Annotated in this window: 17 protein-coding genes and 1 tRNA gene; 5 read left to right on the forward strand and 13 right to left on the reverse strand. The window is 69.1% G+C overall.

Annotation, left to right across the window (positions count from 1 at the left end; translation table 11 throughout):
- Window positions 1–11 precede the first annotated feature (11 nt).
- The 4 genes from EOW66_RS08300 to EOW66_RS08315 all read right to left on the reverse strand — a co-directional run bounded on the left by EOW66_RS08300 (window position 12) and on the right by EOW66_RS08315 (window position 4271).
- A complete protein-coding gene (locus EOW66_RS08300) occupies window positions 12–731 on the reverse strand; it encodes a hypothetical protein (RefSeq protein WP_239017538.1) in 720 nt (239 codons plus the stop codon).
- A 68-nt stretch (window positions 732–799) separates the two neighbouring features.
- On the reverse strand, window positions 800–2233 hold the full coding sequence (locus tag EOW66_RS08305; protein ID WP_128155942.1) for an NAD(P)-dependent oxidoreductase: 1434 nt from the start codon (window positions 2231–2233) through the stop codon (window positions 800–802).
- Between the two features lie 220 nt (window positions 2234–2453).
- Window positions 2454–3248: an undecaprenyl-diphosphate phosphatase gene (locus EOW66_RS08310; protein WP_128155943.1), complete on the reverse strand. Its 795-nt coding sequence runs from the start codon at window positions 3246–3248 to the stop codon at window positions 2454–2456.
- Between the two features lie 36 nt (window positions 3249–3284).
- Window positions 3285–4271, reverse strand: a complete 987-nt coding sequence (locus EOW66_RS08315) for a complex I NDUFA9 subunit family protein (protein ID WP_128155944.1) — start codon at window positions 4269–4271, stop codon at window positions 3285–3287.
- A gap of 160 nt (window positions 4272–4431) precedes the next feature.
- Here EOW66_RS08315 and EOW66_RS08320 point away from each other — a divergent pair.
- Window positions 4432–4516 (forward strand) — tRNA-Leu (locus tag EOW66_RS08320).
- Window positions 4517–4620: 104 nt separating this feature from the next.
- On the opposite strand, the gene EOW66_RS08325 is transcribed toward EOW66_RS08320, so the two are convergent.
- The 7 genes from EOW66_RS08325 to EOW66_RS08355 all read right to left on the reverse strand — a co-directional run bounded on the left by EOW66_RS08325 (window position 4621) and on the right by EOW66_RS08355 (window position 12740).
- Window positions 4621–5598 (reverse strand): Lnb N-terminal periplasmic domain-containing protein, encoded by a 978-nt coding sequence (locus EOW66_RS08325; protein ID WP_128155945.1) that lies wholly within the window; start codon window positions 5596–5598, stop codon window positions 4621–4623.
- A 105-nt stretch (window positions 5599–5703) separates the two neighbouring features.
- The gene (locus EOW66_RS08330) at window positions 5704–6726 is read right to left on the reverse strand and encodes a restriction endonuclease (protein WP_128155946.1); all 1023 of its coding nucleotides are present in this window, start codon (window positions 6724–6726) and stop codon (window positions 5704–5706) included.
- A 147-nt stretch (window positions 6727–6873) separates the two neighbouring features.
- The gene (locus tag EOW66_RS08335) at window positions 6874–7971 is read right to left on the reverse strand and encodes a flagellar basal body P-ring protein FlgI (protein ID WP_128155947.1); all 1098 of its coding nucleotides are present in this window, start codon (window positions 7969–7971) and stop codon (window positions 6874–6876) included.
- Window positions 7971–8984: a flagellin gene (locus EOW66_RS08340; protein WP_128155948.1), complete on the reverse strand. Its 1014-nt coding sequence runs from the start codon at window positions 8982–8984 to the stop codon at window positions 7971–7973. Before EOW66_RS08340 ends, EOW66_RS08335 begins: the two co-directional genes overlap by 1 nt.
- A 1-nt stretch (window position 8985) precedes the next feature.
- The gene (gene flgK / locus EOW66_RS08345; RefSeq protein ID WP_128155949.1) at window positions 8986–10431 is read right to left on the reverse strand and encodes a flagellar hook-associated protein FlgK; all 1446 of its coding nucleotides are present in this window, start codon (window positions 10429–10431) and stop codon (window positions 8986–8988) included.
- A 24-nt stretch (window positions 10432–10455) separates the two neighbouring features.
- Window positions 10456–11793 carry a flagellar hook protein FlgE gene (locus tag EOW66_RS08350; RefSeq protein ID WP_128155950.1) on the reverse strand — a complete coding sequence of 446 codons (1338 nt, stop codon included), beginning with the start codon at window positions 11791–11793 and terminating at the stop codon, window positions 10456–10458.
- Between the two features lie 95 nt (window positions 11794–11888).
- A complete protein-coding gene (locus EOW66_RS08355; RefSeq protein ID WP_128155951.1) occupies window positions 11889–12740 on the reverse strand; it encodes a flagellar motor protein MotB in 852 nt (283 codons plus the stop codon).
- Window positions 12741–12865: 125 nt separating this feature from the next.
- Here EOW66_RS08355 and EOW66_RS08360 point away from each other — a divergent pair, with 125 nt between their 5' ends.
- From EOW66_RS08360 to EOW66_RS08375, 4 genes are read left to right on the forward strand one after another with little or no spacing between them, the layout of a single operon-like run.
- Complete coding sequence (locus EOW66_RS08360) at window positions 12866–13486, forward strand: paraquat-inducible protein A (RefSeq protein WP_113898669.1); 621 nt, start codon at window positions 12866–12868, stop codon at window positions 13484–13486.
- Window positions 13483–14106 carry a paraquat-inducible protein A gene (locus EOW66_RS08365; RefSeq protein ID WP_128155952.1) on the forward strand — a complete coding sequence of 208 codons (624 nt, stop codon included), beginning with the start codon at window positions 13483–13485 and terminating at the stop codon, window positions 14104–14106. Before EOW66_RS08360 ends, EOW66_RS08365 begins: the two co-directional genes overlap by 4 nt.
- Window positions 14107–14109: 3 nt before the next feature.
- The gene (locus tag EOW66_RS08370) at window positions 14110–16131 is read left to right on the forward strand and encodes a PqiB family protein (RefSeq protein ID WP_128155953.1); all 2022 of its coding nucleotides are present in this window, start codon (window positions 14110–14112) and stop codon (window positions 16129–16131) included.
- Window positions 16132–16143: 12 nt separating this feature from the next.
- A complete protein-coding gene (locus tag EOW66_RS08375) occupies window positions 16144–16701 on the forward strand; it encodes a PqiC family protein (RefSeq protein WP_128155954.1) in 558 nt (185 codons plus the stop codon).
- A 272-nt stretch (window positions 16702–16973) separates the two neighbouring features.
- Here EOW66_RS08375 and pbpC read toward each other — a convergent pair whose 3' ends face one another.
- Window positions 16974–19016 carry a penicillin-binding protein 1C gene (pbpC, locus tag EOW66_RS08380; protein ID WP_164881070.1) on the reverse strand — a complete coding sequence of 681 codons (2043 nt, stop codon included), beginning with the start codon at window positions 19014–19016 and terminating at the stop codon, window positions 16974–16976.
- Window positions 19013–24460, reverse strand: a complete 5448-nt coding sequence (locus EOW66_RS08385; protein WP_128155955.1) for an alpha-2-macroglobulin family protein — start codon at window positions 24458–24460, stop codon at window positions 19013–19015. The genes pbpC and EOW66_RS08385 overlap by 4 nt, the downstream gene beginning before the upstream one ends.
- Between the last annotated feature and the right edge of the window lie 148 nt (window positions 24461–24608).

Consider the following 24608-nt stretch of genomic DNA (forward strand, 5'->3'; position numbering starts at 1 on the left):
ACAGTGCCTCCTCAGAGAGTGGGACGGTCAGGGTTCGGGGACATGTTGGTCATCATCATGTCGCAATCAAATTCGGGCTCGGCCGCGGCAAAGCCCTTGTCGCCCGGAAAGGCGAAGGTCACGGGCGCCTGCGAGATCTCGCTGTGGTCGCCCTGGACGGTGTCGTAGGTCTCGGTGTCCGAGAAGAAGAGACGCAGCTTGCGCGAGATCAGCTGCATCCCCTTGCGGGTGGCAAGCACATTGCCGGCGCCGTCCTCGATCCGCATCTCGAAGCCGCAACGCTCGAGGGGCTGCCCCCCGATCGTCACGCGCTCGCCGGTCAGCTGATCGTGGCCGATGTAGCGCCGCACCTCGCCGCCCGACGAGCGGGTAATGAAGTCGTAATCGTCGCGGCCCGTCGACAGCAGCGCGCTGAACGAGGCGTTGTCGGCCGAGGCGGCAGCGTCGAGCGCGTCATAATCGCCGGTCTCGAGATCGAGGCTCCCGATCCAGCGGGTCTCGCTGTCGATGTGGCTGCGGAAGAACTCGCCCTTGCCGTCGGCCAGCGACACCCACTGATCGCCCGCGGGATCGGCCGCGCAGCGATAGTGGTTCGCCACCTGGCACGAATGCAGCTGCACCGTCATCTCGAGCGTGCAGCCCGGCGGCGGCGCGAAGGTGCCGCCGGCCTGCGCCGGCAGTGCCGCGCACAGCCCTCCGAACAGAGCCAGATATGCCAGAGCCGGACGCATTGTCATCCTTCTTCCGAACAGGGCCGAGACCGCCCCCGCCGGCCGGGGCCGGACACGGGAAAGGTCGTTCACTCGGCCGCGACGCGCGAGGCGCCGTCGAGATACTTGACGATCTCGGCGCCGGCCTCGCGGCCGTCGCGGATCGCCCAGACCACGAGCGAGGCACCGCGCACGATGTCGCCCACGGCATAGACGCCGGGCAGCGAGGTCGCATGGGTGCCGAAGGCCGCCTTGATCGTGCCCCAGCGGGTGGTCTCGAGCGCCTCGACGCCCCACATCTCGGGCAGGTTCTCGGGTTCGAAGCCAAGCGCCTGGATCACCAGATCGGCCGGTTCCTCGTAGATCCCGCCCTCGATCGGCTCGGGCGACTGCCGGCCCGAGGCATCGGGCGCACCGAGCTTCATGCGCTGGATCGTCACCGAGCGCACCGGGTTGCCGGAAAACGCCTTGGGCGCGGCGAGCCAGACGAATTCGGCGCCCTCTTCCTCGGCGTTCTTCACCTCGCGCTGCGAGCCCGGCATGTTCGCCCGGTCGCGGCGGTAGACGCATTTGACCGAGGTCGCGCCCTGACGGATCGAGGTGCGCACGCAGTCCATCGCGGTGTCGCCGCCGCCGATCACCAGCACGCGCTTGCCCTCGGCGTTCAGCGTGCCGTCATCATATTCGGGCACGTCGTCGCCGAAGCCCTTCTTGTTCGAGGCGGTGAGGAAGTCGATCGCGCGCACGATGCCCGCGGCGTCGGCGCCCGGGTCGCGCAGATCGCGCGTCTTGTAGACGCCCGTGGCGATCAGCACCGCGTCATGCTTGCCGCGGATCGCGTCGAAGGAGATATCCTCGCCGACATTGCAGTTCAGCACGAATTCGACGCCGCCATCCTCGAGCTGCTTGACGCGGCTCATCACCACGTCCTTTTCCAGCTTGAAGCCCGGGATGCCGTAGGTCAGCAGCCCGCCGGCGCGGTCGTGGCGTTCATAGACGGTCACCTGCACGCCCGTCCGGCGCAGCGCGTCGGCCGCGGCAAGGCCGCCCGGACCGCCGCCGATGATGCCCACGCTTTCCGCGCGCTCGACCGCCGGCTTGATCGGCTTGACCCAACCCATGTCCCAGGCGGTGTCGGTGATGTATTTCTCGATCGCCCCGATCGTCACCGTGCCGTGGCCCGACTGCTCGATCACGCAGTTGCCTTCGCACAGACGATCCTGCGGACAGATCCGGCCGCAGATCTCGGGGAAGGAGTTGGTGGCCTGGCTGATCTCATAGGCCTCCTGCAACCGGCCCTCGGCGGTCAGCCGCAGCCAGTCGGGGATGTTGTTGTGCAGCGGGCAATGCGAATGGCAGTAGGGCACGCCGCACTGGCTGCAGCGGCTGGCCTGCTCGGCCGCCTTGGCATCGGCGAATTCGCGGTAGATCTCGTGGAAATCCTGCGAGCGCACGGTCGCGTCACGCTTCTCGGGCATCTCCTTCGCCGTGTGGACGAACTTGAGCATGCGTTGCTGTGCCATGGATGCGCCTCCCATTGGTGCAATTCCGGGTGCGCATGAGTTACACCCCTTCGCGGCGGAATAAAAGTCAGCATATGTGACCTAAATGGCCGAAAAATACCGCGATGACCGGGGTGGGGTGAATTTTTTGGGTCAAATAAGGTCAGTGGTGATGACCTATGCGCAATTCGACAAGGAATTCAGGGGTGGGAATCACCGAACTGAGGGTGATTCTCTCGATTCAGTTGACGACACCCGCCTGCGCAAGGGCAAGCAGAACCGCGCCGAAGACGATGCGGTAGATCGCGAAGGAGGTGAAACGATGCGTCCGGATGAAACCGAGCAGCCATTTCACCGCGACAAAGGCGGTCACGGTCGACACCACGAAGGCGATGCCGAGCCCGGTCCAGTCCTCCTGGCCGACGCCGTCCTTCACCTGTTTCAGCAGCTCGTAGCCGCTCGCCGCATACATCGTCGGGATGCCGACGAGAAAGGCGAACTCGGTCGCCGCGGCGCGGTTCGAGGTGCCCAGCAACATCGCGGCGAAGATCGTCGCGCCCGAGCGCGAGGTGCCGGGGAAGATGCCGGCGACGATCTGCGCGAGACCCACGGCGATCGCGACGCGCAGGGTGATGCGGGTGCTGTCGGGCAGCCGCGCGGCGATCGCCTCGGCGCCAAGGATCCAGATCCCGCCCAGCACCAGCGCCCAGGCAATCGGCGTGATCGTCTCCGGCAGCTCGAAGCCGAGCTTCTTCACCACCAGGCCAAGCACGGCGGTGATCAGAAAGGCGATGGTCAGCTTGAGCAGATAATCGCGGTTCTCGGGGGTGCGCCAGTTCAGGAACAGCCCGACGATCCGCTGCCAGTAGATCAGCGTGACGGCGAGGATCGCCCCCGCCTGGATCACGATGTTGTAGGTGTCGGACCGGGCGCCGAGCCAGTGTTCGGCCAAAAGCAGGTGCCCGGTGCTGGAGATCGGCAGGAACTCGGTGATGCCCTCGATGATGCCGAGGAGCACGTCATTCAGATAGGACAAGCTGTCCTCCCATGCGGGCTATGCCGCCGCCCCGGATCAGGACGGCTTGCGCAGGTTCTTCGCCGAGGCCTGGATCGTCTCGTACTGCCCGTGCGGGCGGAAGCGCCACAGATAGTCGGGCAGGATCGCGCCCATCGGCGTCGGCGTGATGCCGAGCGCGTCAAAGCCCTTGGCGCCGGCCGCGACCACGTTGTCGGTATAGAGGTTGCGGACCTGATCGAAGGTCAGCACCTTGTTCGCGACGAGCCCGCCGGTCAGCCCCTGCACCGCGTCGCCCGCGACGCCGATCACCGAGGCGACGACGCGCGGCAGGTTCAGCACCAGACGACGACGGTCGATCACCGCCAGCATCCGCTGCATCAGCTGCTTGAAGGTCTCGACATCGGGGCCGCCCAGTTCGAAGACGCCCTGCGCCTCGCCCAGAACGCCCTTCACCGCGGCCTTCGCCACGTCATCGACATAGACCGGCTGGAAGCGGGTGTTGCCGCCGGCGATCGGCAGGATCGGGCCGAATTTCGTCATCGCGGCGAATTTGTTGAAGAACTGGTCTTCGGTGCCGAAGATCACCGAGGGGCGCAGGATCATCGCCGTCGGGAAGGCCTTGAGCACCGCGGCCTCGCCCGCCGCCTTGGTGCGGCTGTAGTCGCTGTCCGAGCCGGCATCGGCGCCGAGCGCCGAGATATGCACCAGCCGCTCGACCCCGGTTTCCGCCGCGATCTTCGCGATGCGCTGTGCGCCTTCGGCATGGACCGCGCCAAAGCGGTTCTTGCCGCGGCCGAGCAGGATGCCGACGCAGTTCACCACCGCGTCTGCCCCGTGCATCGCGGCCCGCACGCTCGCCTCGTCGCGGATGTTGCACAGCACCGGCTCGAGCTGGCCGACCGCACCATAGGGCTTCACGAAAAGCGCCTCGTTCGGGCGGCGGCAGGCGACGCGCACACGCCAGCCCTCTTTCGCCATGCGGCGGGCGATGTACCGCCCGACGAATCCCGAACCGCCATAGATCGTGACCAGCTTCGACATCGGCTTCGGCCCCTTGCTGAGAAAAAGTCGCATCCTGATTACCGCCAACCCCCCTGCCAAACAAGACCCTGACGAAGTTGTTGCAGCGGCGTGAAGATTTTCTTCTCGAACCCTGTTGACACTCCCCGCGGGGGTCGGTAAATCGCCTTTCACATCACCGGCCCAGGTGGCGGAATTGGTAGACGCGCACGGTTCAGGTCCGTGTGCCGCAAGGCGTGGAGGTTCGAGTCCTCTTCTGGGCACCAATACTTCGAAAGCCGCGCAACCCCTTCAGGTTGCGCGGCTTTCGTGTTTTTCGGCCGCCATCCCCGCCGCCGTCCCCGGTGCTGCCGAAGCGCGGACCGCGCCGCTATTTCAGACGGATCGCCGCGGAATAGCCAAGCCCGGGATGTCGCGCCTCGGCCCCGGGGCGCAGCAGCGCGGCGGCGCGGCGCTCGGCCATCGTGCCCTCGCCGCCGAGGACATGGAGCGCCTCGAGATATTCCGGCAGGCGGCCCGACAGGATCAGCTTGTCACTCAGCGGCAGATCCGATTTCAGGCCAAGCGCGAGACCGTAGACCACCGTTGTGCAATTCGCCGTGAGGGTGTTGTAAAAGCGCGGCTGCCGCTCAAGCTGCTGGGCAAGGCCGACATAGGACAGGAACAGCGTGCGGCGTTGTTCGGGGGAGAGAAGCACCGGATACATCCGCACCTCCTCGTGGCGCAGGTCGGTGCGCAGGCGCAAGATATCGCGTTCGGTCGCGGCAATCAGCACCAGCTCGAACTGACGGAAGAAGCCGCCGATCTCGTTGAAGGTCTCGCCGGCCTCGCGGCGGATTTCGACCGAGAAGACGATATGCTCGCCGCTGCGGAAGCCGAAACTCACCAGCAGATGGGCGATATCGGGATTGTCCCAGACCGAGGTGATCATGTCGACGGTGTCGAGCTGGTTCAGATCAACGCTGCGGGTGATCCAGCGCGGCGTCGCCTCGTCCGCGCTGTGCCAGTCGAAATCGCGCAGATTGTCGAGGGTGACGGTGTCGCCCGAAACCCGGGCGGTCACGCCGCGCGACACATCCACCGCCCAATCCCGATCGGCGCGCGGGGTGATCGTCTGATACCAGCCCGCAACCGCAAGCGCGGCGAGGGCAAGCACTGCCCAGCCGGCCCGGCGCCGGCGCTTTCGCGCAAGAAACGCGGCCGCCGCGGCAAGCGCCAGCGCGCCAAGGGCGGCAAGCCGCAGGGCCCCGGTCAGATGCAGCCAGAGCGCCGTGGCGGCCCAGGCGGCACCCAAAAGCACGACCAGCGCGAAAAGGACATCGGAGAAAAGGCGCAGGGCGCGGGCCATCGGAACTGTCCTTTGCCGGAACTCGGGAACTTGTGAAAGGGGCGGCCCGGCGGCCTTTGCCGCGTTGCCGTGTGGAGGGGCATTGCGGCGACTGCCGCGGTCGCTTCAGCCCTGCAGATCGGGCACGTAGATCTGCTTGAGCGGAATGATCGAGCGATAGCGCGGCGCGAGTCGCGCATAATGCTCGAGCAGCAGCTCCACGAAATCCTCGCCGTCGATCAGCCGCAGCTTCGGGCGGTTGCGCTCCAACTGGATCGACTGGCTGCTGTACGAGCCGAGCGTGATGAACAGGCCACATTCGCCTTCGCCCAGAGTGCCGAGCAGCTGATCCACCTCGGGGCGCGAGATCTGATCGGTCTTGCGCTTGCACTGCACTTTCAGGATCGGCGGCTCGAACCCGAGCTTGTCCCGATGCGCAATCACGTCGACACCGCCGTCGCCCGAACGCGGCGTCACCCGGGCGGTATAGTCCATGCACTCCAGCAGATGGGCGACGAGCTCCTCGAACTCGTAGCCCGAGAGCTTCGCCATGATCTGCCGGATCACAAAATCGCCTGTCGTCATCTCGGCCTGGCGCGACACGGCCACCGTGGCGGAATCGTCATCGGTCGCAGGCTCGGCTGGCAGGGCTGCGGTCTCGGAGGGTTGCGGTGCCGCCAGGCCGACCTTGTCCAGAAATTCCGCGGCATGCTCGCGCACGGCGAAGAGCGTGATGAAGGAGCCGATCTCGTTCAGGGCGCTCTGACTGAAGCTGTTGCGCGGGAACCGCCCCAGCCACTCGACGCGGCGGTGATTGGGGTATTCGTCAGGATCGCCCAACACATGCGCGTAATCACCCCGGAAGCGCCCGACATTGACCATGCGGTCGTGCTTCGAGGGATAGATGACGATGTCACCGGCGCGGATTTCGCGGCAAAAGCGGAACAGCGTGCCGGCATCGACAGGCAGGGCACCCGGCTTCTTGTCAGGATAGACGCGGGCGAGCGCGGCCTTGAGCGCCTCGCGGTCCGGATACTGGCGAAGATCGCCCATTTCAGGCCAGCCGATGGCCACATAGCCCTGCTCGATCGGGCGCGCGGCGACGTGCTCGCCCATGTGGATGCCCCAAACCGCCATCGGTTGTGCCATGCTGCTGTCCTTGTGAAATCCGCCCCGACGAAGTGGGTTCATTGCTAGGTCGGGAAGAGGGACCGATCAAGGGGGGAGCGGCGTTGCCTTCATCACGGCAGGCACGGCATGGCCGGGATCGGGCCTGCCTCGCGTCGATGACGGGGCCTAGTTCACCACCATTTCCGCATGCAGCGCGCCGGCGGCATGGATGCTGTTGAGGATGTCGATCATGTCCCGCGGCGGCACACCGAGGGCATTCAGACCCGCCACGACATCCGACAGCGAACTCGTGCTGGCGATCTCGGCGATCTTCGAGTCGCCGCCCTGCTCGATGCTGGCATTGGTCCGCGGCACCACCACGGTTTCGCCGCGGGCGAAGGGGTTGGGCTGCGAGACCATCGGGGTTTCCTCGATCCGGAGCGTCAGGCTGCCCTGGCTGACGGCAACGCGGGAGATCCGGACGTCCTCGCCGATCACGATCGTACCCGAGCGCTGGTCGATCACCACCCGCGCCTTCTGTTCGGGCTCGATCCGGATATTCTCGATCCGGCTGATGACATGGGCGGCATTCGAGGCGCCGGCCTGGCCGATGTCGACCGACACGGTGCCGGAATCCGTCATCTGCGCGACCCGCCGCCTGAACTCGCGGTTGATCGAGGTCTCGATCCGCGCGGCCGTGGTGAAATCGGGGGTTTTCAGCGCGAGGCGAAGCTCGCGCAGGCTGTCGAGCTCGAAGGCGACCTCGCGCTCGACGCGCGCCCCCGAGGGGATGGTGCCCGAGGTCGGCACGCCGCGCGTCACCGACGCGGCCTGGCCCGACGCCGAGACCCCGCCGGCGATGATGGTGCCCTGGGCGACGGCGTAAATCTCGCCGTCTGCCGCCTTCAGCGGGGTCATCACCAGCGTGCCGCCAAGCAGGCTTTTCGCGTCGCCGATCGCCGAGACCGTCACGTCGACCTCGCGGCCCGATCGCGCGAAGGCCGGGAGGGAGGCGGTCACCAGAACGGCAGCGACGTTCTTCGGCCGGAACTGCTCGCCGGTCACGTTGACCCCCAGACGCTCGAGGATGTTCGACATGATCTCTTCGGTGAAGGGGGCGTTGCGGAGCCCGTCGCCGGTGCCGTTGAGCCCGACGACCAGCCCGTAGCCGACGAGATCATTGCTGCGCACGCCATCGACTTCGACCAGATCCTTGATCCGGATCGAGGCCGCCTGCACGGAAAGCGGCAGGAGCAGCAGGACGATCAGGGCGAGAAGGCGCATCACAGGTAATCCGTCAGATGCATGCCGGAGAGGCGCGAGGTGAGCGCGTACAGCGTTTCAAGCTGCGTCTGCACCGCCTTCAGGGCGGTCGACGTGTCATAGGGGTCGGCGGCCACCATGCCCAGTCTGGCGGTTTCGAGGCTGGTCCGCTCGGCACTGTTGCGGGTCCGGGCGGCCGAGACCGCCGCCTCCGCCACACCGACCTCCGTGCGGGCGCTGGTCAGCGCGCTGCTCGCCGACATCACCTGACGGCCGGAGGCGTCAAGCAGCCGCGAGCGGAGCGCAGGATCCGAGGGCACCATGCCCTTCGCGACAAGGGCCGAGAGTGCCAGCCCCTGCAGCATGCCGCGCAGCCTCTCGTCACCGGCGGTGACCCCGGCCGAGACCGCGACCGCATCGGAAACACGCTGTGCCGCAAGCGGGCTGTCGCTGCCCTGATAGGCAAGATCGCCATAGCCGCCGGCACCGGCCGGGGCGGCGAACCAGTCGTTCACCGCGGTGAGGATCTCCTCCGCCGTCGACAGCCCGGAAACCGCCGTCGACAGCGCGGTGAGGATCTCGTCCGGGCCGGTCAGCGGGCGGGTCGCAGTGTCCATGCCCGAGAACACGTAGCGTCCTCCGGCTTGCGTGTTCAGCGCGGTCACAACGGCCGAAAACCGCTGGGCGCCATCCTGCGCCGCGGCATCGAGGACGGCGGTGTCGCCATCCTGGCGCACCGAGATCAGCGTGGCGCCGAACTCCGCCGTCTGGTCCTGGATCGTCCCGAGCGTGGCCTGCATCACGGACAGGAAAGTGCCGGTGACGCTTGCGGATTGCGCATAGGCATCAAGCCGCGCGATCGAGGCGACAAGGCCGGAATAGCTGGTGAATTCGCCTTTCAGCGCGGCGCCGATGTCTTGCTGCACGCCGCTTGCCACCTCGTCGGTCAGCTGGGCGAGGGTGGTCTTCAGCTGCTGGTTATGCTGCCGGAAGCGGAAGCTCTGCGCCATGTCGCCGATCGATACATACGCCATCTCAAAGCTCCAGAATCCGTTGCATCATGTCGTCGATCGCCCGGATGACCTTGGCATTCGCGGCGTAGCTCTGCTCGATCTGGAGCAGGGTCTTCATCTCGTAATCGGTGTCGACGCCCTCGGAGAGCGCCGCCTCGGACAGGCTGTCGTGCTGGGCCGCCGTGTAGGTGCTGCGCAGCGCGGCCGAGACCCGGGCGGTCGAGGCCCGCGACAGCAGCTCGGCCGCGAGGCCCGAGGCACTGCGTGCCGTCGTCCCAAGCGCAGCGGAGGCCGGCGTCATGTCGCGGGTGAGGGCTTCTGACAGGGCATTCAGCAGCGTCGTGTCGCCGACCGGTCCCGGGACCGCGGCGCCCAACCCGTCGCGCAGGCGCCAGACCTCGCCGCCCGCGGCCGGATCGACCAGGGCATTGAGCCGGATACGCCCGGCGAGCCCGGTTTCATTTGCCGCATCGAAGGCCGTGCCGGCATCGGTGAACAGGCCCGCCGCGCCGGAGCCGAGGGTCGGGTCCACGCTCGGGTCGGCGAATCTGTCGATCAGGTTGCGGGCAAGGGCATCGAGCCCCGACTGCGCCGCGGGGGCAAGCGTGTCGCGCACCGCGAACGCGGCGCCGAGCGTGCCGCCGCCAAGGACGCCCTCATCCGTCGACGAGATCGGCTTGCCGTTGATCGTCAGCCCGGAGAGCGCGCCGCCCGCAAGGGTCATGTCGGCGGTCATCGCCCCGACCGGGCTGAAACCGATCTCCACCGTCGAGGTGCCGTCAAGCAGCAGCGCGCCGCCGGTGGTGTAAAGGGTTACCTGGCCGCCCTGATGCGGGGCGCTGCGGACGGGGACGATCTCGCCGATCTTCGCGATCAGCGCCTGACGCTGGTCGATCAGGCCGTTCGCATCGCGCCCGTTCGCAAGCTCGCCGGTGATCGTCCGGTTCAGCTCGGCCACCTGCTGCAGCGCCGTGTTCAGCGTGTCGACCTGCGTCGCGATCGAGCGGTCGGCCTCGAGCCGGCTTTGCTGCAGATCGGCCGAGACCGCGTTGAGCTTGTCGGCGAGCGCCCCCGCAGCCGTGGCCACGGCGGTCAGCCGGGCGCTGCTGTCAGGCAGGCTCGAGGCCGAGATCAGCGCGGTCTCGAGGCCCGAGAACGCGCTCGACAGCGCGCCGCTGCGCCCGGGGGTGCCGAGCTGGTCCTCGAAGCGCTGCAGGAAGGTGCTGCGGGTCTGGGCATTGCCGGCATCGGCCGCCGCGAGGCGCAGGCTTTGCTGCAGCGACTCGCTGACCACCCGCGAGACCGTGTCGATCCGCACCCCGCCGCCGGTACGGGCGGAGAGCGCCACGTCGCGGCGCGCATAACCTTCGGTCATCGCATTGGCGACGTTCGAAGAGACGACCTCCGTCATCCGGGACGTGGCCGTCAGCCCGGAGGAGGCATTGCTGAAGGCCGTTGAGATGCTCATGAGATCGTCTCCGCGTTACGGGGGTCAGCGCTTGATGTTCGTCGTCTCCTGCAACATCTCGTCGACGGTCTGGATGACCTTGGCGTTGGAGGAATAGGCGCGCTGGGTCTGGATCAGGTTGGTCAGCTCCTGCGCCACGTCGACGGCCGAGCCTTCGCGGGCATAGCCCTCGATCGTGCCGGTCGGGCCGTCACCGGCATCCCACAGGAAGAACGAGCCCGAGGTCGGCGAGACCTGGAAGGTCTGGTTGTCGAGTGCGCTCAGCCCGTTCGGGTTCGGCACGTCGACCAGCGGGATCTGATAGACGGTGCGGATGAAGCCGGTGTCGTAGGTCGCCTTGATGAAGCCGTCGTTGTCGATCTCGACCGCGGTGAGGTTGCCGACGGGCGAGCCGTCCTTGGTGATCGAGGTCGGCGCGAAATCCGTCGCCAGCTGCGTCAGCCCGTTGGTGTCGCCGATCTTGCCGATCGTCAGGGTGATGTTCTGCAGGCCCTGGGCCACACTCAGATCGACGGTGCCGGTCGCCGGGTCATAGGTGCCGCCCGACAGCGTGCTGACCGAGGCGAGCGTGCCACCGTTCACGCTGGTGTTGTCGAACACCAGCGCATACTCGCCCAGGATCCGCTCGTCGGCGGCGGTGGCCGGATCGTCGATCGTCGCCGAATCGCGGATCACCATCGTCCAGGCGTTCGAGGAGCCGTTCGCCGGCACGGTGGGGGTGAAGGTGATATCGAGCGATTCCGAGTTTCCGAGGTTCCCGAAATATTCGACGGAAAGCGGCAGCGCGTCGCCGCTCGCACCGGCCTCGGTCTCCGAGGAGGGCAGATTCACCCCGAGGTTCATCGTCGTGGTCGGGTCGCCCGCGGTCTGGTTGGCGTTGATCACTACCGGCTTGAGGCCGCCCACGGTGTCGCGCGGCATCGTCGGGATCGAGCCGTCGGCATTCGCCGCCCAGCCAAGCAGGACAAGCCCCGAGTCGGTGCGCAGCACGCCGTCGCTGTCGGTGTGGAAAGACCCTGTGGTGGTCATCATCAGCGGCTGTTCGCCCTGGGTGTTGTCATAGGTGGCGGCGCTGGCGACGGGCAGGAAGCCGCGGCCGGCGACGGCGAGGTCGGTTGCGTTCGCGGTCGAGACGATCGAGCCGCGCTCGTCGATCAGCCGCCCGGTCGAGGCGCGGACGCCGCCGGCGGAATAGGTGCCGGAATTGCGCGCCTGGGCGAGCACCATGCTCTCGAAATCGGTCGTGGCGCGCTTGTAGCCATAGGTGCCGGAGTTGGCGATGTTGTCGGAGATCGTTGCAAGACGGGTCGCATTGGCCGCGAGACCGGCCACACCCGCATTGAGCGAAGAAGAAATGGACATGAAAGCGCCTTTCTGCTGCTGCGTCCTTCGATCGCCCGGAACTCTGCCGCGCGCCTCGTTAACAGCCGCCTAACATGCGCGGCTTTCTGGATTTTCTAATGCTGCGCGCGCAGCAAGATCAGCTCGAGCCGGTTGTTGCGGGCCGCCATCGGCGGCTCGGTCGCCGGTGCACGGTCGGCGAATCCGGTGACCCGCTGGATCCGCTGGCGGTCGAAGCCCTGCTCCTCGAGCAGCGCACGCATCGCCTGCGCCCGGGCAAGCGACAGCTCCCAGACCGGGTTTTCGCGCAGCATCGCCGGATAGGCGCGGACATGGCCATTGAGCGCGACCTTGTTGCTGACGAGGCCGAAGACCTTCACCAGCACCGCCGCGATCTCGCCGAGGACGGGTTCGGGCGTGGCGCTGTCGCGGGCGAAAAGCGGGGCGTCGTCGATGTCGAAGAATTCGACGATCAGCCCCTCGTCCGTGACCCGCGTCACGATGTGCCGCGCGAGGGTCTGCGAGGCCATCGATTCGCCGCCAAGACCCTGCAGTGCCGAGTCGACATCCTTCGCCATCTGCGCGAATTTCTGCTGCTCCTGCGAGGCGTCGGACACTTCCGTCCCGCTCGGCCCCGGGGCCTGCAACAGGGTGGTCGGGCGTTGCTGCGACGCCCCGGTGCCGCTTTGCGCCATCTGCCGGTCGGAGAACACCGAGTCGCCGCCGAAGGCGCCGTCGCCGCCGCCCGAGACCCGGTTGATCGGCACCGTCGGGTTGAAGTAATCCGCGAGCCCCTTGCGCTGCTTTTCCGTCGTCGCGTTCAACAGCCACATCAGCAGGAAGAAGGCCATCATCGCGGTGACGAAGTCGGCATAGGCGACCTTCCAGGCCCCGCCGTGATGGCCGCCGCCGCGGACGACCTTCTTGCGCTTGATGATGACCGGAACGGCGTTGTCGCGCATGCTCATCAGGTCACCTCGTCTGCTCTTCCGGCAGACCTAGCAGCGCGGCATTAATGTGCCCTTAACGGGAAAAATCCGCGCTGCGGCGCACGCGACTTGCGGTGCGGCGGGGGGAGGCTATGTTCGGGGGCATGTCCGTGCCGCTTCCGCCCATAGACGAGCTGATCGCCTGCCCCCGCTGCGATACGCTGCACCATAGCCGCGTGCTGGCCGAGACCGAGCGCGCCGCCTGTGCGCGCTGCGGCACGCTGCTGATCACGCCGCGGACGCGCTCTTTCCTGCATGTCGTGGCGCTGTCCTTCACCGCGATGATCCTGATGGTGGCGGCGGTGTTCTTTCCCTTCCTCGGCATCTCCTCGCACGGGCTGTCGCACGAAAGCTCGGTGTTCGAGGCGGCGATGGCCTTCTCCGACGGGTGGCTTGCGCCGCTGTCGCTCGCCGTGCTGCTCGCCATCGTGCTGTTGCCCGTCGCGCGTTTCATCGCGCTGATCTACACGCTTTGGCCGCTGGCGAACGGCCGGCCGGCCCTGCGCCACGCCGCCTTCGCCTTCCGCTTCGCCGAGGAGCTGCAGCCCTGGTCGATGGCCGAGATCTTCGTCATCGGCACCGGCGTCGCGCTGGTGAAGGTGGCGGGGCTTGCGGAGATCTCCTTCGGGCCGGCGTTCTGGGCCTTTTGCGCGCTGATCGTGGTCACCGTGCTGAAGACCGCCTTCATGAGCAAATGGACGATCTGGGAGGCGATCGGCCGATGACCGACGCCGCTCCGTTTCTCACCGCGACCGATGCCGGGCTGACCGGCTGCACCAGTTGCGGCCGGGTCTGGCCGGCGGGCACGGCGCGCTGCGGCCGCTGCGGCGCGCGCCTGCATCCGGTCAGCACCGCCAGCCTGCAGCCGGTCTGGGCCTGGTGGGCGGCGGGGCTGATCTTCTACATCCCCGCCAATCTCTTCCCGATGCTGCTCACCGCGACGCTGACCGGGCATCAGCAGAACACCATCCTCGGCGGCGCGGTCGAGCTTGCGCAGCATGGCAGCTGGGGCGTCGCCGGGATCATCTTCCTCGCCTCGATCCTGATTCCGATCTCGAAATTCATCGCCATCGCCTATCTCGCCCTCTCCGTCGGCACCGAGCGACGCGCCGGCGGTCACCGGCACCTGCTGCTTTACGAGGTGGTGGAGTTCATCGGCCGCTGGTCGATGATCGACGTCTTCGTGGTGGCGGTGCTCTCGGCGCTGGTGCAGCTCGGCTTCGTCGCCTCGATCCACCCCGGGCCTGCCGCCGCGGCTTTCGCGCTTTCGGTTGCCTTCACCATGCTCTCGGCGCAAAGCTTCGACCCCCGGCTGATCTGGCGCGGCCCCACAGAGAACGAGTGACCCATGACGACTGACCCGCAGCCCGCTGCGCTGAAGACGGAACCCGCGCCGAACCCGATCTGGACCCGGCTCTCGGTGGTCTGGCTGGTGCCGCTGCTGGCACTGGCGATCACTCTCGGCATCGCCTGGAAGACCTATGCCGACCGCGGCATGCTGATCGAGATCGACTTCGCCGACGCCACCGGCATCATTCCCGGCGAGACCCCGCTGAAGTTCCGCGAGGTCGATGTCGGCAAGGTGGAAAGTGTCGGCTTCAGCCCCGATCTGACCTCGGTGCGGGTGGGGGTGCGGGTGAACAAGGACGTCGCGCCATACGTCGACGACGAGGCGCAGTTCTGGGTGGTGCGCCCCGAGGTCACCACGCAGGGGATCTCGCGGCTCGACACGGTGCTGTCTGGCGCCTTCATCGAGGGCTGGTGGGACGCCACGCCGAAAGGCCACAGGACGAGCTTCAGGGCGCTGGATCGCCCGCCCGTCGCCCCGGACCCGACGAAGGGCACGGTCGTCGAGCTGCGCGCCGATGACGCGGGTGGCATCGCCGAGGGCGCGCCGGTGCTGTTTCGCGGCGTCACCGTCGGCCGGATCCAGAACCTGCGGCTGAACGACGGCGATTCGGGCGTCACCGTCGATGCCTATATCGAGGCGCCCCATGACAAGCGGCTGAGCACCGCAACGCGGTTCTGGGACACCTCGGGGATCTCGGTCTCGCTCGGCGCCTCGGGGGTCAGCCTCAACATGCGCTCGCTTGCCACGCTGGTGCAGGGCGGGGTCGAGTTCGACACCCTCTCGACCGGCGGCGGCATCGTCGAGAACGGCCACGCCTTCCGGCTCTATCCGAGTGCCGAAGAGGCGAAGGCCTCGATCTTCGGTGGCGAACTCGTCGATCCGCCGCATTACACGCTGCTTTTCGATGACGCGATCAGCGGGCTTTCGCGCGGCTCGAAGGTGCAGTTCCGCGGCGTCGAGGCCGGCGAGGTCACCGATGTCTCGGTCAAGGTGCAGACCGATTCCACCGGCACCCGCTATGCCCAGCAACAGGTGGTGATCGCACTCTCGCCCGAGCGGCTTGGCCTGGCGCGCGATACCGACACCCAGATCGTCACCGAGTTCCTCGAGACCGAGGTCGAGGCGGGGCTGCGCGCGCGCATTGCCGGCACCGGGCTTCTGGGCACGACGCTGGTGATCGAGCTGGCCGACATCCCCGATCTGCCGGCGGCAAAGATGGGTCTCGATGCCAAGCCCTTCCCGACGATCCCGACCGCCCCCGCGGCGCAAAACGATCTTGCCGCCTCGGCCAAGGACGTCTTCGGCCGGATCAACAAGCTGCCGATCGAGGAGCTGATGGCCTCGGCGATCCGCACGCTCGATTCGGTCTCGGCGATCGCCGAAAGCCAGGACACGCGGGCGGTGCCGGGGAACCTCTCGGGCCTGCTGACCGAGATGCAGACCCTCGTCGGCGAGCTGAACAAGCAGGACGCGGCGAACAAGACGATCACCGCGATCGACGGCGTGTCCGAGGCCGCCTCGAGCTTCCTGACCGAGATCGACGGGCTGCACGAGACGCTCGATTCTGCCGACAAGGCGGCGCAGGCGGTGGCGGCGATGCCGCTCGAGGATATCGGCAAGAACGTCGACGGGCTGATCGCCGACCTCCGCGGCATGCTCGGCACCAAGGATGCCGAACGGCTGCCGAAGGCGCTCTCCGATACGCTCGAACAGAGTGCGGCCCTGCTCGAGGAGCTGCGCGCGGGCGGGGCGGCCGAGAAGCTGAACGGCACGCTGGTCGCGACGCAGGATGCGGCAAGCGCGATCTCCGACGCCTCGGGCAAGCTGCCCGAGCTGACGGCCAAGCTCGACGCGCTCGTCACCCAGGCCCAGGGCCTCGTTGCCGCCTATGGCGACCGCTCGACCTTCAATTCCGAGATGGTCAGCACGCTGAGCGAGCTGCGCCGCGCCACCGCGGCCTTTGGCTCGCTCGCGCGCATGATCGAACGCAACCCGCGCGCCTTCATCCTTGGCCGCTGACCGGAGAGTGCCATGACCCGTCTCCTCCTTCTTGCCACCGTCGCGGCGCTTGCCGCCTGTTCGAACCCGGAAAAGACGGCGCGCTACACCATCGACCTGCCGGCCGCGACGAAACACCTGCCCGACCGGCTCGGCATGGCCGAGCTGCGCGAGGTGTCGCTGCCGCAATATGCCTCGGGGCAGGAGATCTCCTGGCAGGGGGCGGATGGTGCGCTGCACTCGACGCCGAAGACGATCTGGGCCGACGATCCGTCGCGCGCGGTGACGCTGGCGCTTGCCCGACAGATCTCGGCGCTGTCCGGGGCGCGGGTGATCGCCGAGCCCTGGCCGCTTGCCGACGGGCCGCAGCGCCGCATCGAGGTGCGGGTGGAACAGTTCATGGCCCGGGCGGACGGGGTGGTGCGGCTGTCGGGCAGCTACTACGTCACCCCCGCGATGGCCGAGGGCCGCGATATCGTGCGCCGCTTCGAGCTGAGCGTGCCGCTTGCGGGCGAAGGCCCCGCCGCGATCGCCGCGGCGCAGTCGCAGGCGGTGGCGCAGCTGGCCGAACAGATCGCCCGGCTCGATTAGGGAAAACGTCAGGCCGTTTTCCGCCCCGGTCCGCGGCCACCGTTTCGGGCATCGGCCGGTTGAGTTCGGCCGCACGCGCGCGTTCGCCGTGACTCGAGGCCTCGACAGGGCAGACAGGAAGACGGCCCCGGAGCCCCTGCAGCAGATGCGTGAGGTCGTGCCCTGCCAGATCCATGCGGTTCTCACCGATAACCGCATCCGGTGCGCCGGGCTGCCTCGGAACCGGATCGTCTCATCCTGACGCCGATCCGGCAGATGCCGGGATCCGACACCTAGAAGCTCAGCCGCACCTGGGCACTGGCCGAACGGCCCTCGGCGTCGAGAACCGTCAGCGTCACGAACCCGGCGGCGGGCAGGGAAAGCAGGCTTTCCCGCGCCCGCGTCCCCACCATCACCGGCGCGCCATTCGCGAGCCAGGTGAAGGGCGGCACACCACCGCGCAGCTTCACCGTCAACCCGCCCTCTGGCACCTCGACCTGCGCGCCATCGGGCGGGAAGGTCAGTTCGGGCCCGCCGGGGGGCGCCTCGGCAAAGGCCGCGTCGCGCGGGCGGAAGCGCTGCAGCGGCTGCGGCAGCCGCGCATTCGGCAAGATCAGCGTTGCAGGCGGTGGCGGTGGCAGCGGCGCGCGTTCCGCCCCGATCCGGTCGAAGAGCTCGAACAGCACCGGCGCCGCGATCTCGCCGCCGAAGGCACCGGGCACCGGCGTGCCATCGGCGCGACCGAGCCAGACCCCCGCGACATGGCGCCCGTCGAAGCCCACCGCCAGCGCGTCGCGGTGGCCATAGGAGGTGCCGGTCTTGTAGGCGATGCGGTTCGGCGTGCCCCCCGGCGGCGGCGCGATCCGCGACAGGATGTCGGCTACCTGCCAGGCCGCGACGGCGCCGAAGAGCTGCCCCTCGCGCGGATGCGCCCGGCCCGCCAGCGCCGACAGGCTGACCGGCCGCCCCATCCGGGCAAGCGCCGCATAGGCCTGCACCAGATCCTCGAGGCTGATGCCGAGCCCGCCAAGCGACACCGCAAGCCCCGGCGCCCCCGCCCCCGGCAGCGCAACCCGCGCCCCGGTGCGGCGCAGCGTGGCCAGCAGCCGCTCGGGGCCGAGCGCCTCGGTCAGGCTGACCACCGGGATGTTGAGCGACAGCGTCAGCGCCTGGCGCACGCTCACCGTGCCGCGAAAGGCGCGGTCGAAGTTCTGCGGATGCCAGGTGCCGAAGGCGACGGGGCGGTCCTCGATCAGCGTCTCGGGATGGGCGAGCCCGTCGTCGAAGGCCAGCGCATAGATGAAGGGCTTCAGCGTCGAGCCGGGCGAGCGCGGCGCCTGGGTCAGATCGACGAAGCCCGCCCGCGCGGTGTCGGCCCAGTCGGCGCCGCCGACCTCGGCGAGGATCTCGCCGCTGCGGTGATCGGCCAGCACCATCGCCGCCGAGACCTGCCCCGCCATGCCCGCGACGGCGCGCCGGGCGAGCCGCTCGGCCGCGCGCTGCAATCCGGCGTCGATCGTCGTCTCGATCCGTGCGCCGGGGGCCGCCGCGGCGGCAAGCCGCGCCGTCAGATGCGGCGCGAGTGCGGGAAAGTCGCGCCGGCGGGTGGGCACCGGCTCGCGCATCGCGGCGCGGGCGCTGTCCGCGCTCAGGGCACCCGCGGCGGCAAGGCGGGTCAGCACCCGGTCGCGCGCCGCCTGCGCGGCCTGCGGATCGCGGTCGGGCCGGCGCGCCTCGGGCGATTGCGGCAGGGCAATGAGCAGCGCCGCCTCGGCCGGCGTCAGCCGCCGCGGCTCCTTGCCGAACCAGGCAAGGCTTGCCGCCCGCACGCCTTCGAGGTTGCCGCCATAGGGCGCGAGCCGCAGGTAAAGGTCGAGGATCTGCGCCTTGCTGAGCCGGCGCTCGAGCGCAAGCGCCACCCGCGCCTGGCGGATCTTGCCCGCCGCCGTGCCGGTCGGCCCTTCCTCCAGCAGCCGCGCCACCTGCATCGTCAGCGTCGAGGCGCCCGAGACGACATGGCCTGCCGCCAGCGCCTGCGCCCCCGCGCGCAGCACCGCCACCGGGTCGATGCCGGCGTGGTCGTAAAAACGCCCGTCCTCATAGGCCAGAAGATCGGCAATGAAGCCCTCGTCGACCGGCCCGGGCGCGAGCCGCCAGCGGCCATCGGCGACCGGAAAGGCGCGCAACAGCGTGCCGTCGCGGGCCAGGACCTCGGTCCCAGTGGCGACGGTCAGCGGCGGCAGCGCGGTTGCCGCCACCCAGCCGTCGAGCGCATCGCGCCCCCCCGCCACCAGTGCGAGGCCGAGCGCGAGCGCGGCAAGCGCGCCCGCCCTCACTCGATCACCACCTCGCCCGTGTCGCTTTGCGCACGCATCTCGGGGCGATACATATCGGCGACCGAGGCCGCGGGCAGGTGGAAGCGGCCCGGGCTGACGGCGCGCACGATATAGGCCAGCCGGAACGGCCGGTCGCCATGCGCGTCGATCGCGGCAAGGAAGCGGTCCTGCCGGAACTCGGTCATCCGGGTGTCCTCGGCGACCTCGAGCCAGTCGAGCGCGGCGATGTCGCCGCCGCGGATCAGGTTCGGGTTGTCGATCTCGAAGCCCGCGGGCAGCGGGTCGTCGACCATCAGCCGCGCATCCTGCTGGCCGAGCGGGCTGATCTCCAGCACCGCGACAAGGCGGGTGCCCTGCTTCACCGTGCCGGGATCGGCCGGCTCGCCCTCGAGCGTGTACCAGCTGCGCGAGATCGACCAGCCCTTGCCGCCGGCGGGTTCGGGCACCTCGGGCACGCCGAAGGTGGTCAGCGTCAGGGTCTGTGCTTTGTCGCCGGGGTTCGCCACGGCAATCGCGCGGCCGGCGGTCTCGGCGTCAATCACCTCGACGAGCGGCCCTTTGACCGGCGCGCCGTCGATCGTCAGCCCGCCGGCGTCGGGCCGGTCGATGAGCGCACTCGCCGCCATCAGCGTCCAGGCCGCCTCCTGCGTCGAGAGCGGCACCGCGGCCAGCCGCGAGGCCAGCGCCTTGCCCGTGCTTTCGAGGTTGACCGCGTTCGATCCCGCCTGCGCGGCCAGCGCCAGCACCGCCGCGGTGTCGCGCAGCCCGGTGCCGTAATCGTCGCGCCAGCCGGTTTCGGCCGCTTTCGCGCCCAGCATCCGCCCGGCGCGCGCGAACATCGCATCGGCCCGGCCCTGATCGCCATAGGAGGCGAGTGCCGCGCCGAGCTGCGCCGCGGCAAGCGGCGTCGCGAAATCGTCGCCCTTGACGTCGGCATAATAGCGCAGGTCGCCCACCGCCGCTGCCCCCTCGCGTGCCAGCACCATCAGCGCATAGGCCAGCGCCTGCCCGCCGCCATTCGAGTCGCGGTCGAAATCGGACGCGTAGTTCACCTGATTGCGCAGGTTGTCGAGCGCGTTGCGGAAGGCGGTGTCAGGCACCGCATGGCCCGTGGCCTTCGCCCGGCTGAGGAAGTCGGTGACATAGGCATCGAGCCAGCCGTCGCCCGATTCCGGCGACCACAGCCCGAAGGCGCCCGAGGCGTCCTGGTTCGTCAGCACCTTGCGGATCGCGGTGTTGATCCGGTCATCCAGATCGGCAGGCGTCACCAGCCGCATCTTCTCGGCCACCGTGCTCAGATAGAGCAGCGGCATCGCCTTCGAGGTGATCTGCTCGGTGCAGCCATAGGGGTAGGCGTCGAGTGCGGCGAGCAGCGCGGGCGTGTTGAACCGCGCGATCGGCCCGGCCGCAAGCGTTGCCCGCGCCGTGCCCGGCACCATGCCGGCAAAGACATTCGCGTCGAAGGTGAAGGTCTTGCCCGCCGCCAGCTCGAAGCGCGATTCATGCGCCACCTGCGGGTCGTTGCGCTCGACCGGCACGGTCAGCACCTTTTCGAGGAGCTTGCCGTCGGGCGTGGTCAGCGCCACGCGGATCTGCTGCACGCCCTCGGCCGCGGGGGCGGTGAGCGGGATCTCGACCTCGGCCTTGCCGAGATCGGCCAGATCGACGCCCGAGGGCCGCTCGCCCAGCGTCACGCCGGCGGCGCTGACATCAAGCCCCATCCGCCCCGAGGGGCCGGTGGCATGGACGATCTCGAGGAGCAGCCGCGAGTGGTCGCCCGGCGCGAGGAAACGCGGCAGCGAGGCCGTCACCACCACCGGGTCACGCACCAGCACATCGGCTGAGGCCTGCCCGACGCCGGTCTTCGACCAGGCGATGGCGCTCAGCCGCACGGTGCCGTTGAAGGCGGGCATGTCGAAGCTGGTGCGGATCATGCCATCCTCGCCCACCGTCAGCGGGCCGGAGAAATAGGCGACCAGCTCTTCGGTCGGAGGCGGGGCCTGCAGCGACATCTCGCGCCCCGCATCGCCACCCGAGCGCAGCACGCCCTCGGTGCCGGCGCGGCCGTCGATCAGCCGGCCATAGACGTCGCGCAGCCCGACACCCAACCGGCGCTGGCCGAAGTAATGCGCCTGCGGATCGGGGGCCTTGAAGCCGGTGAGGTTGAGGATGCCAAGGTCGGTCGCGGCGATGGTGGCGTGCACCGTCTCGCCGGGCCGCGCGCCCTCGACCTTCAGCGCGACGGCAAGCGGCGCGCGCGGGTCCGAGGCGGCGGGCACGTCGAAGCTTGCCGCCAGCGCGCGCGGGCCGGGGTCGACCTGCGCATAGCTCAGCCCCATCGCCCGCATCGGCGCGCGCGCAGGCGCGTCCTCGGCCAGGGGCCGGATCACCGAGGCGGTGACATAGGCGCCCGCCCCCCATTCGTCGGTCACCGGCAGCTCGATCCGGTTCTCGCCGGCCTTCACCGGCACCGATTTCAGCGCGATGAGCCGGTTCGACAGCACCGACACCAGCGCCACCCCCGGCGCCGGCGCCACGAGGCGCAGCCGCGCCGTGTCGCCGGTCGCATAGGCCGGCTTGTCGAGCGCGAGTTCCAGCCGGTCGGGGCTCGCCATCACGTCGGCGGGCGCATACCAGCCGGCATCGAAGCGCATCGAGGCCGAGGTGTAGCTGTCACCATGACCGGCCTCGACCACCAGCTCGTATTCGCCCCAGTCGGTCTTCGCGGCGATCTCGGCCGGCGCGGTGCCGGGGGTCGCGTCGCCCTCGGCCACGCGGGTGCGGTGGGTGATCGGCTCCCAGTTCCATTGCCCGTCCATCGCATACCACTGATAGCGGGTCTCGACGCGGTTCAGCGTCCAGTGCAGCGGCAGCGCGACGGGTTTCGCATCGGGGCCAAGCGCGATCAGGCGGAAGCGTGCCTCGGCCCCTTCGGCCACCGCGCCGTCAAAGCCCGGACGGATGCCGATCACCGGCAGCGCCGGCATGACGATGCGCGAGATGCTGCGTTCGACCGGCCGGCCCGAGCCCTCGCGCAGCCGCACGGTGAAGCGCGCCTCGAGCGGGCGGGCGGCCTCGGCCCCGACATCGGGAAGGGCCGCCTGAATCTCGCCCGCGCCCTCGGCGTCGGTCTCGCCGGCCTCGAGGCTGTCATAGCGCGGTTCGAAGGGGGTGTCGTAGCGGCCGAAGCTGTAGCCGTCGAAGCCCGGCAGGCTGCCCGCCGCGGCAAGGCGCAGATCGCCCTCGAAGCCGAGCCCGCCGCCCGGCGCGCCGAAGAGATAGCGCGCGGCAATGCCGATCGCCGGCAGATCGCCGCCCGAGAGAATGCCCTCGGGCAGGGTCAGCGCAAAGTCGATGCGCTCGGGCAGGAAATCCTCGACGAGGAACTTCGTGGTGGCAAGCGGCGCGGCCTTCGGGTCGGCGAAGATGTCGAGCCGCCAGGTGCCGCGCGGCGCCTGTGCGCCGATCGGCAGCGCCGCGGTGGCGCCGCCATCGCCCGCCTCCTGCGCAAGGGTGCGGGAATATTCGACCCCGTCGGGGCGCATCAGCACCGCGGTCAGCGGCACGCCGGGCAGCGCCGCGGCACCGGCGTCGCGCGCCAGCATCGTCGCCTGCACCGTCTCGCCGGCGCGATAGGCGCCGCGGTCGGTGGCGAGGAACACGTCGATCGGCGGGGCGGGGGGCATGCCCTCGACACCGCGGTCGGACAGGTCGAACTCGGCATCGGTGAGCGACAGGAACGCCATGTCCTCGCCCTGCGCCACCGAGACCAGCGCCGGGGCGGCATTGCCCGCGCCGGCGGCAAGCGCCGGGTCGAAATGCGCGACGCCCTCGGCATCGGTGGTGGTGGTGCCGATCACCGCATTCGCGCGCGACACCAGCGTCACCGTGGCCCCGGCCACCGCCTTCGCATCGGACAGGCCGCGCACCGCCACCGTCAGCCCGTCGGTGCCCGAGAAGCTGGTCAGGCCGAGGTCCGAGATCACGAACCATTGCGTCGCCGGCGGGTGTTCATAGGGATCGGCGCCGGGGATCGAGGCGCTCAGCACATAGACCCCGGGGCCGAGCGGGCCCGTCACCTCCTGCACCGGCAGGCGCGTGGTGACGTCGCGGTTCACCTCCATGCCGACATCGGCGGTGCCGGTCCAGACCGTCTCGGCCAGCGCATCCTCGAGGTTGCCGGCGTCCCACTGGTCGAGCGAGCGGGCGAAATAGTCGCGCTGCATCGAGGCCACGAGGTTGCGGTCGGACACCCGCAGCAGCTTCAGCGCGAGATGCTCGGTGTTCACCGTCTGCACCGGCAGGCCCGAATCCTCGCCCTTCGGCAGGATATAGGCGCGGCCCGGGAAGGTGACGGCGGGGCCGCGGTCGCGGACATAGGCGGTGATCGTCACATCCTTCGCCAGCGTCTCCTTGGTGGCCGAGGGCAGCCCCTTGCGGAAGGTCAGCGCGTAACGTTCGCCATGCACGAGCCCGGCGACGCAAAGCTGGTTCGCCTCGGCCTCGACCGAGAGCCCGGCCTTCGGCAGCTGCACGAAGCTCGCGTAATCGACGCCCGAGCGGGCGAGATCGTCGGAGAACACCGCACAGATCCGCGGCGCGGCGCTGTCGGCCTCGACCTGATGCTCGGTGATCCGGAAACCGTATTTCGCCACCGCGTCATCGAGCGCGGCGGCGATGTCCTGGCGCGGCGACAGCTCGGTGGCAAGGCGCAGCGCCGCGACCATCTCGCGGGTGCGGCCATCGGCCTCGAGCGCCTGCGCAAGCGTGCTCAGCGCCTCGGCCTGCTGCGCCGGGGTCGGCGCGCGCAGATAGCCGTTCACCGCGGCGGTGACCGCGGTGCCGGTATCCGGCCCCTGCGGCCGGCGCAGCTGCAGCGCGGCGTAGTCGGTCCACAGATCGGAGGCATCGGTCAGCACGATCAGCGCGCCCTCGAGCGCGATTTCGCGGGTCACGTCGCCCTGCGCGCGGGCCGCCGACAGCGCCTGCGTCAGGTCTTCGGGCCGGGCGAAATTCGTCAGATGCGCGCGCCCCATGCCGCGGGCCTGATCGAGCGCCGCCTCGAGGCTGCCATCGGTGAGGAAGCCGAGATCGGCGGCGCGGGTCTTTGCCCGGGTCTCGGCCGTCGCCGCCGTGGCCACGACAACGCCCGAGAAGGCGCCCTGATAGGGCGTCATGCCGGTGATGCCGGCCTTCGGGAAGCAGGAATTGTTGCGCGCGTTGAAGGTGACCGCCTCGCAGTCGGCGCGGGCGAGGCAGGCCGCCTCGCAGCCCTCGAGCGTGGTGTCGAAGATCTGCGCCAGGTCGCTGCCGCTCAGGTCCATGCCCTCGGCGATGGACAGCCGCCGTTCCGGAATCAGCCCCCGTTCCTGGGCGCCGGCGGGGGCGGCGGCAAGGGTCAGGACGGTAGCAAGAACGGGAATCAGGAAAGACGGCACACGCATGAAAATACTCCTCGGCGATGGCGCGATCGTCTCATGCGGCAGCGGCGGGATCAACCGCTCCGGGGTCGGTTAAGGCTAAATTCACGCGCCGCTGCGAGCCTGTTGCAGAACGCGAATCGGAACGGGACAGGCCGGGCATGACGGCGAG

Source organism: Paenirhodobacter huangdaonensis (assembly GCF_004022465.1).
Classification (GTDB): Bacteria; Pseudomonadota; Alphaproteobacteria; order Rhodobacterales; family Rhodobacteraceae; genus Rhodobacter; species Rhodobacter huangdaonensis.

Excerpts from the sequence above, each read along its gene's own strand:
- EOW66_RS08300 (WP_239017538.1), bottom strand. The coding sequence starts at position 731 with ATGCGTCCGGCTCTGGCATATCTGGCTCTGTTCGGAGGGCTGTGCGCG.
- EOW66_RS08305 (WP_128155942.1), bottom strand. The coding sequence starts at position 2,233 with ATGGCACAGCAACGCATGCTCAAGTTCGTCCACACGGCGAAGGAGATG.
- EOW66_RS08315 (WP_128155944.1), bottom strand. The coding sequence starts at position 4,271 with ATGTCGAAGCTGGTCACGATCTATGGCGGTTCGGGATTCGTCGGGCGG.
- EOW66_RS08325 (WP_128155945.1), bottom strand. The coding sequence starts at position 5,598 with ATGGCCCGCGCCCTGCGCCTTTTCTCCGATGTCCTTTTCGCGCTGGTC.
- EOW66_RS08330 (WP_128155946.1), bottom strand. The coding sequence starts at position 6,726 with ATGGCACAACCGATGGCGGTTTGGGGCATCCACATGGGCGAGCACGTC.
- EOW66_RS08335 (WP_128155947.1), bottom strand. The coding sequence starts at position 7,971 with ATGCGCCTTCTCGCCCTGATCGTCCTGCTGCTCCTGCCGCTTTCCGTG.
- EOW66_RS08340 (WP_128155948.1), bottom strand. The coding sequence starts at position 8,984 with ATGGCGTATGTATCGATCGGCGACATGGCGCAGAGCTTCCGCTTCCGG.
- flgK (WP_128155949.1), bottom strand. The coding sequence starts at position 10,431 with ATGAGCATCTCAACGGCCTTCAGCAATGCCTCCTCCGGGCTGACGGCC.
- EOW66_RS08350 (WP_128155950.1), bottom strand. The coding sequence starts at position 11,793 with ATGTCCATTTCTTCTTCGCTCAATGCGGGTGTGGCCGGTCTCGCGGCC.
- EOW66_RS08355 (WP_128155951.1), bottom strand. The coding sequence starts at position 12,740 with ATGAGCATGCGCGACAACGCCGTTCCGGTCATCATCAAGCGCAAGAAG.
- EOW66_RS08360 (WP_113898669.1), top strand. The coding sequence starts at position 12,866 with ATGTCCGTGCCGCTTCCGCCCATAGACGAGCTGATCGCCTGCCCCCGC.
- EOW66_RS08365 (WP_128155952.1), top strand. The coding sequence starts at position 13,483 with ATGACCGACGCCGCTCCGTTTCTCACCGCGACCGATGCCGGGCTGACC.
- EOW66_RS08370 (WP_128155953.1), top strand. The coding sequence starts at position 14,110 with ATGACGACTGACCCGCAGCCCGCTGCGCTGAAGACGGAACCCGCGCCG.
- EOW66_RS08375 (WP_128155954.1), top strand. The coding sequence starts at position 16,144 with ATGACCCGTCTCCTCCTTCTTGCCACCGTCGCGGCGCTTGCCGCCTGT.
- EOW66_RS08385 (WP_128155955.1), bottom strand. The coding sequence starts at position 24,460 with ATGCGTGTGCCGTCTTTCCTGATTCCCGTTCTTGCTACCGTCCTGACC.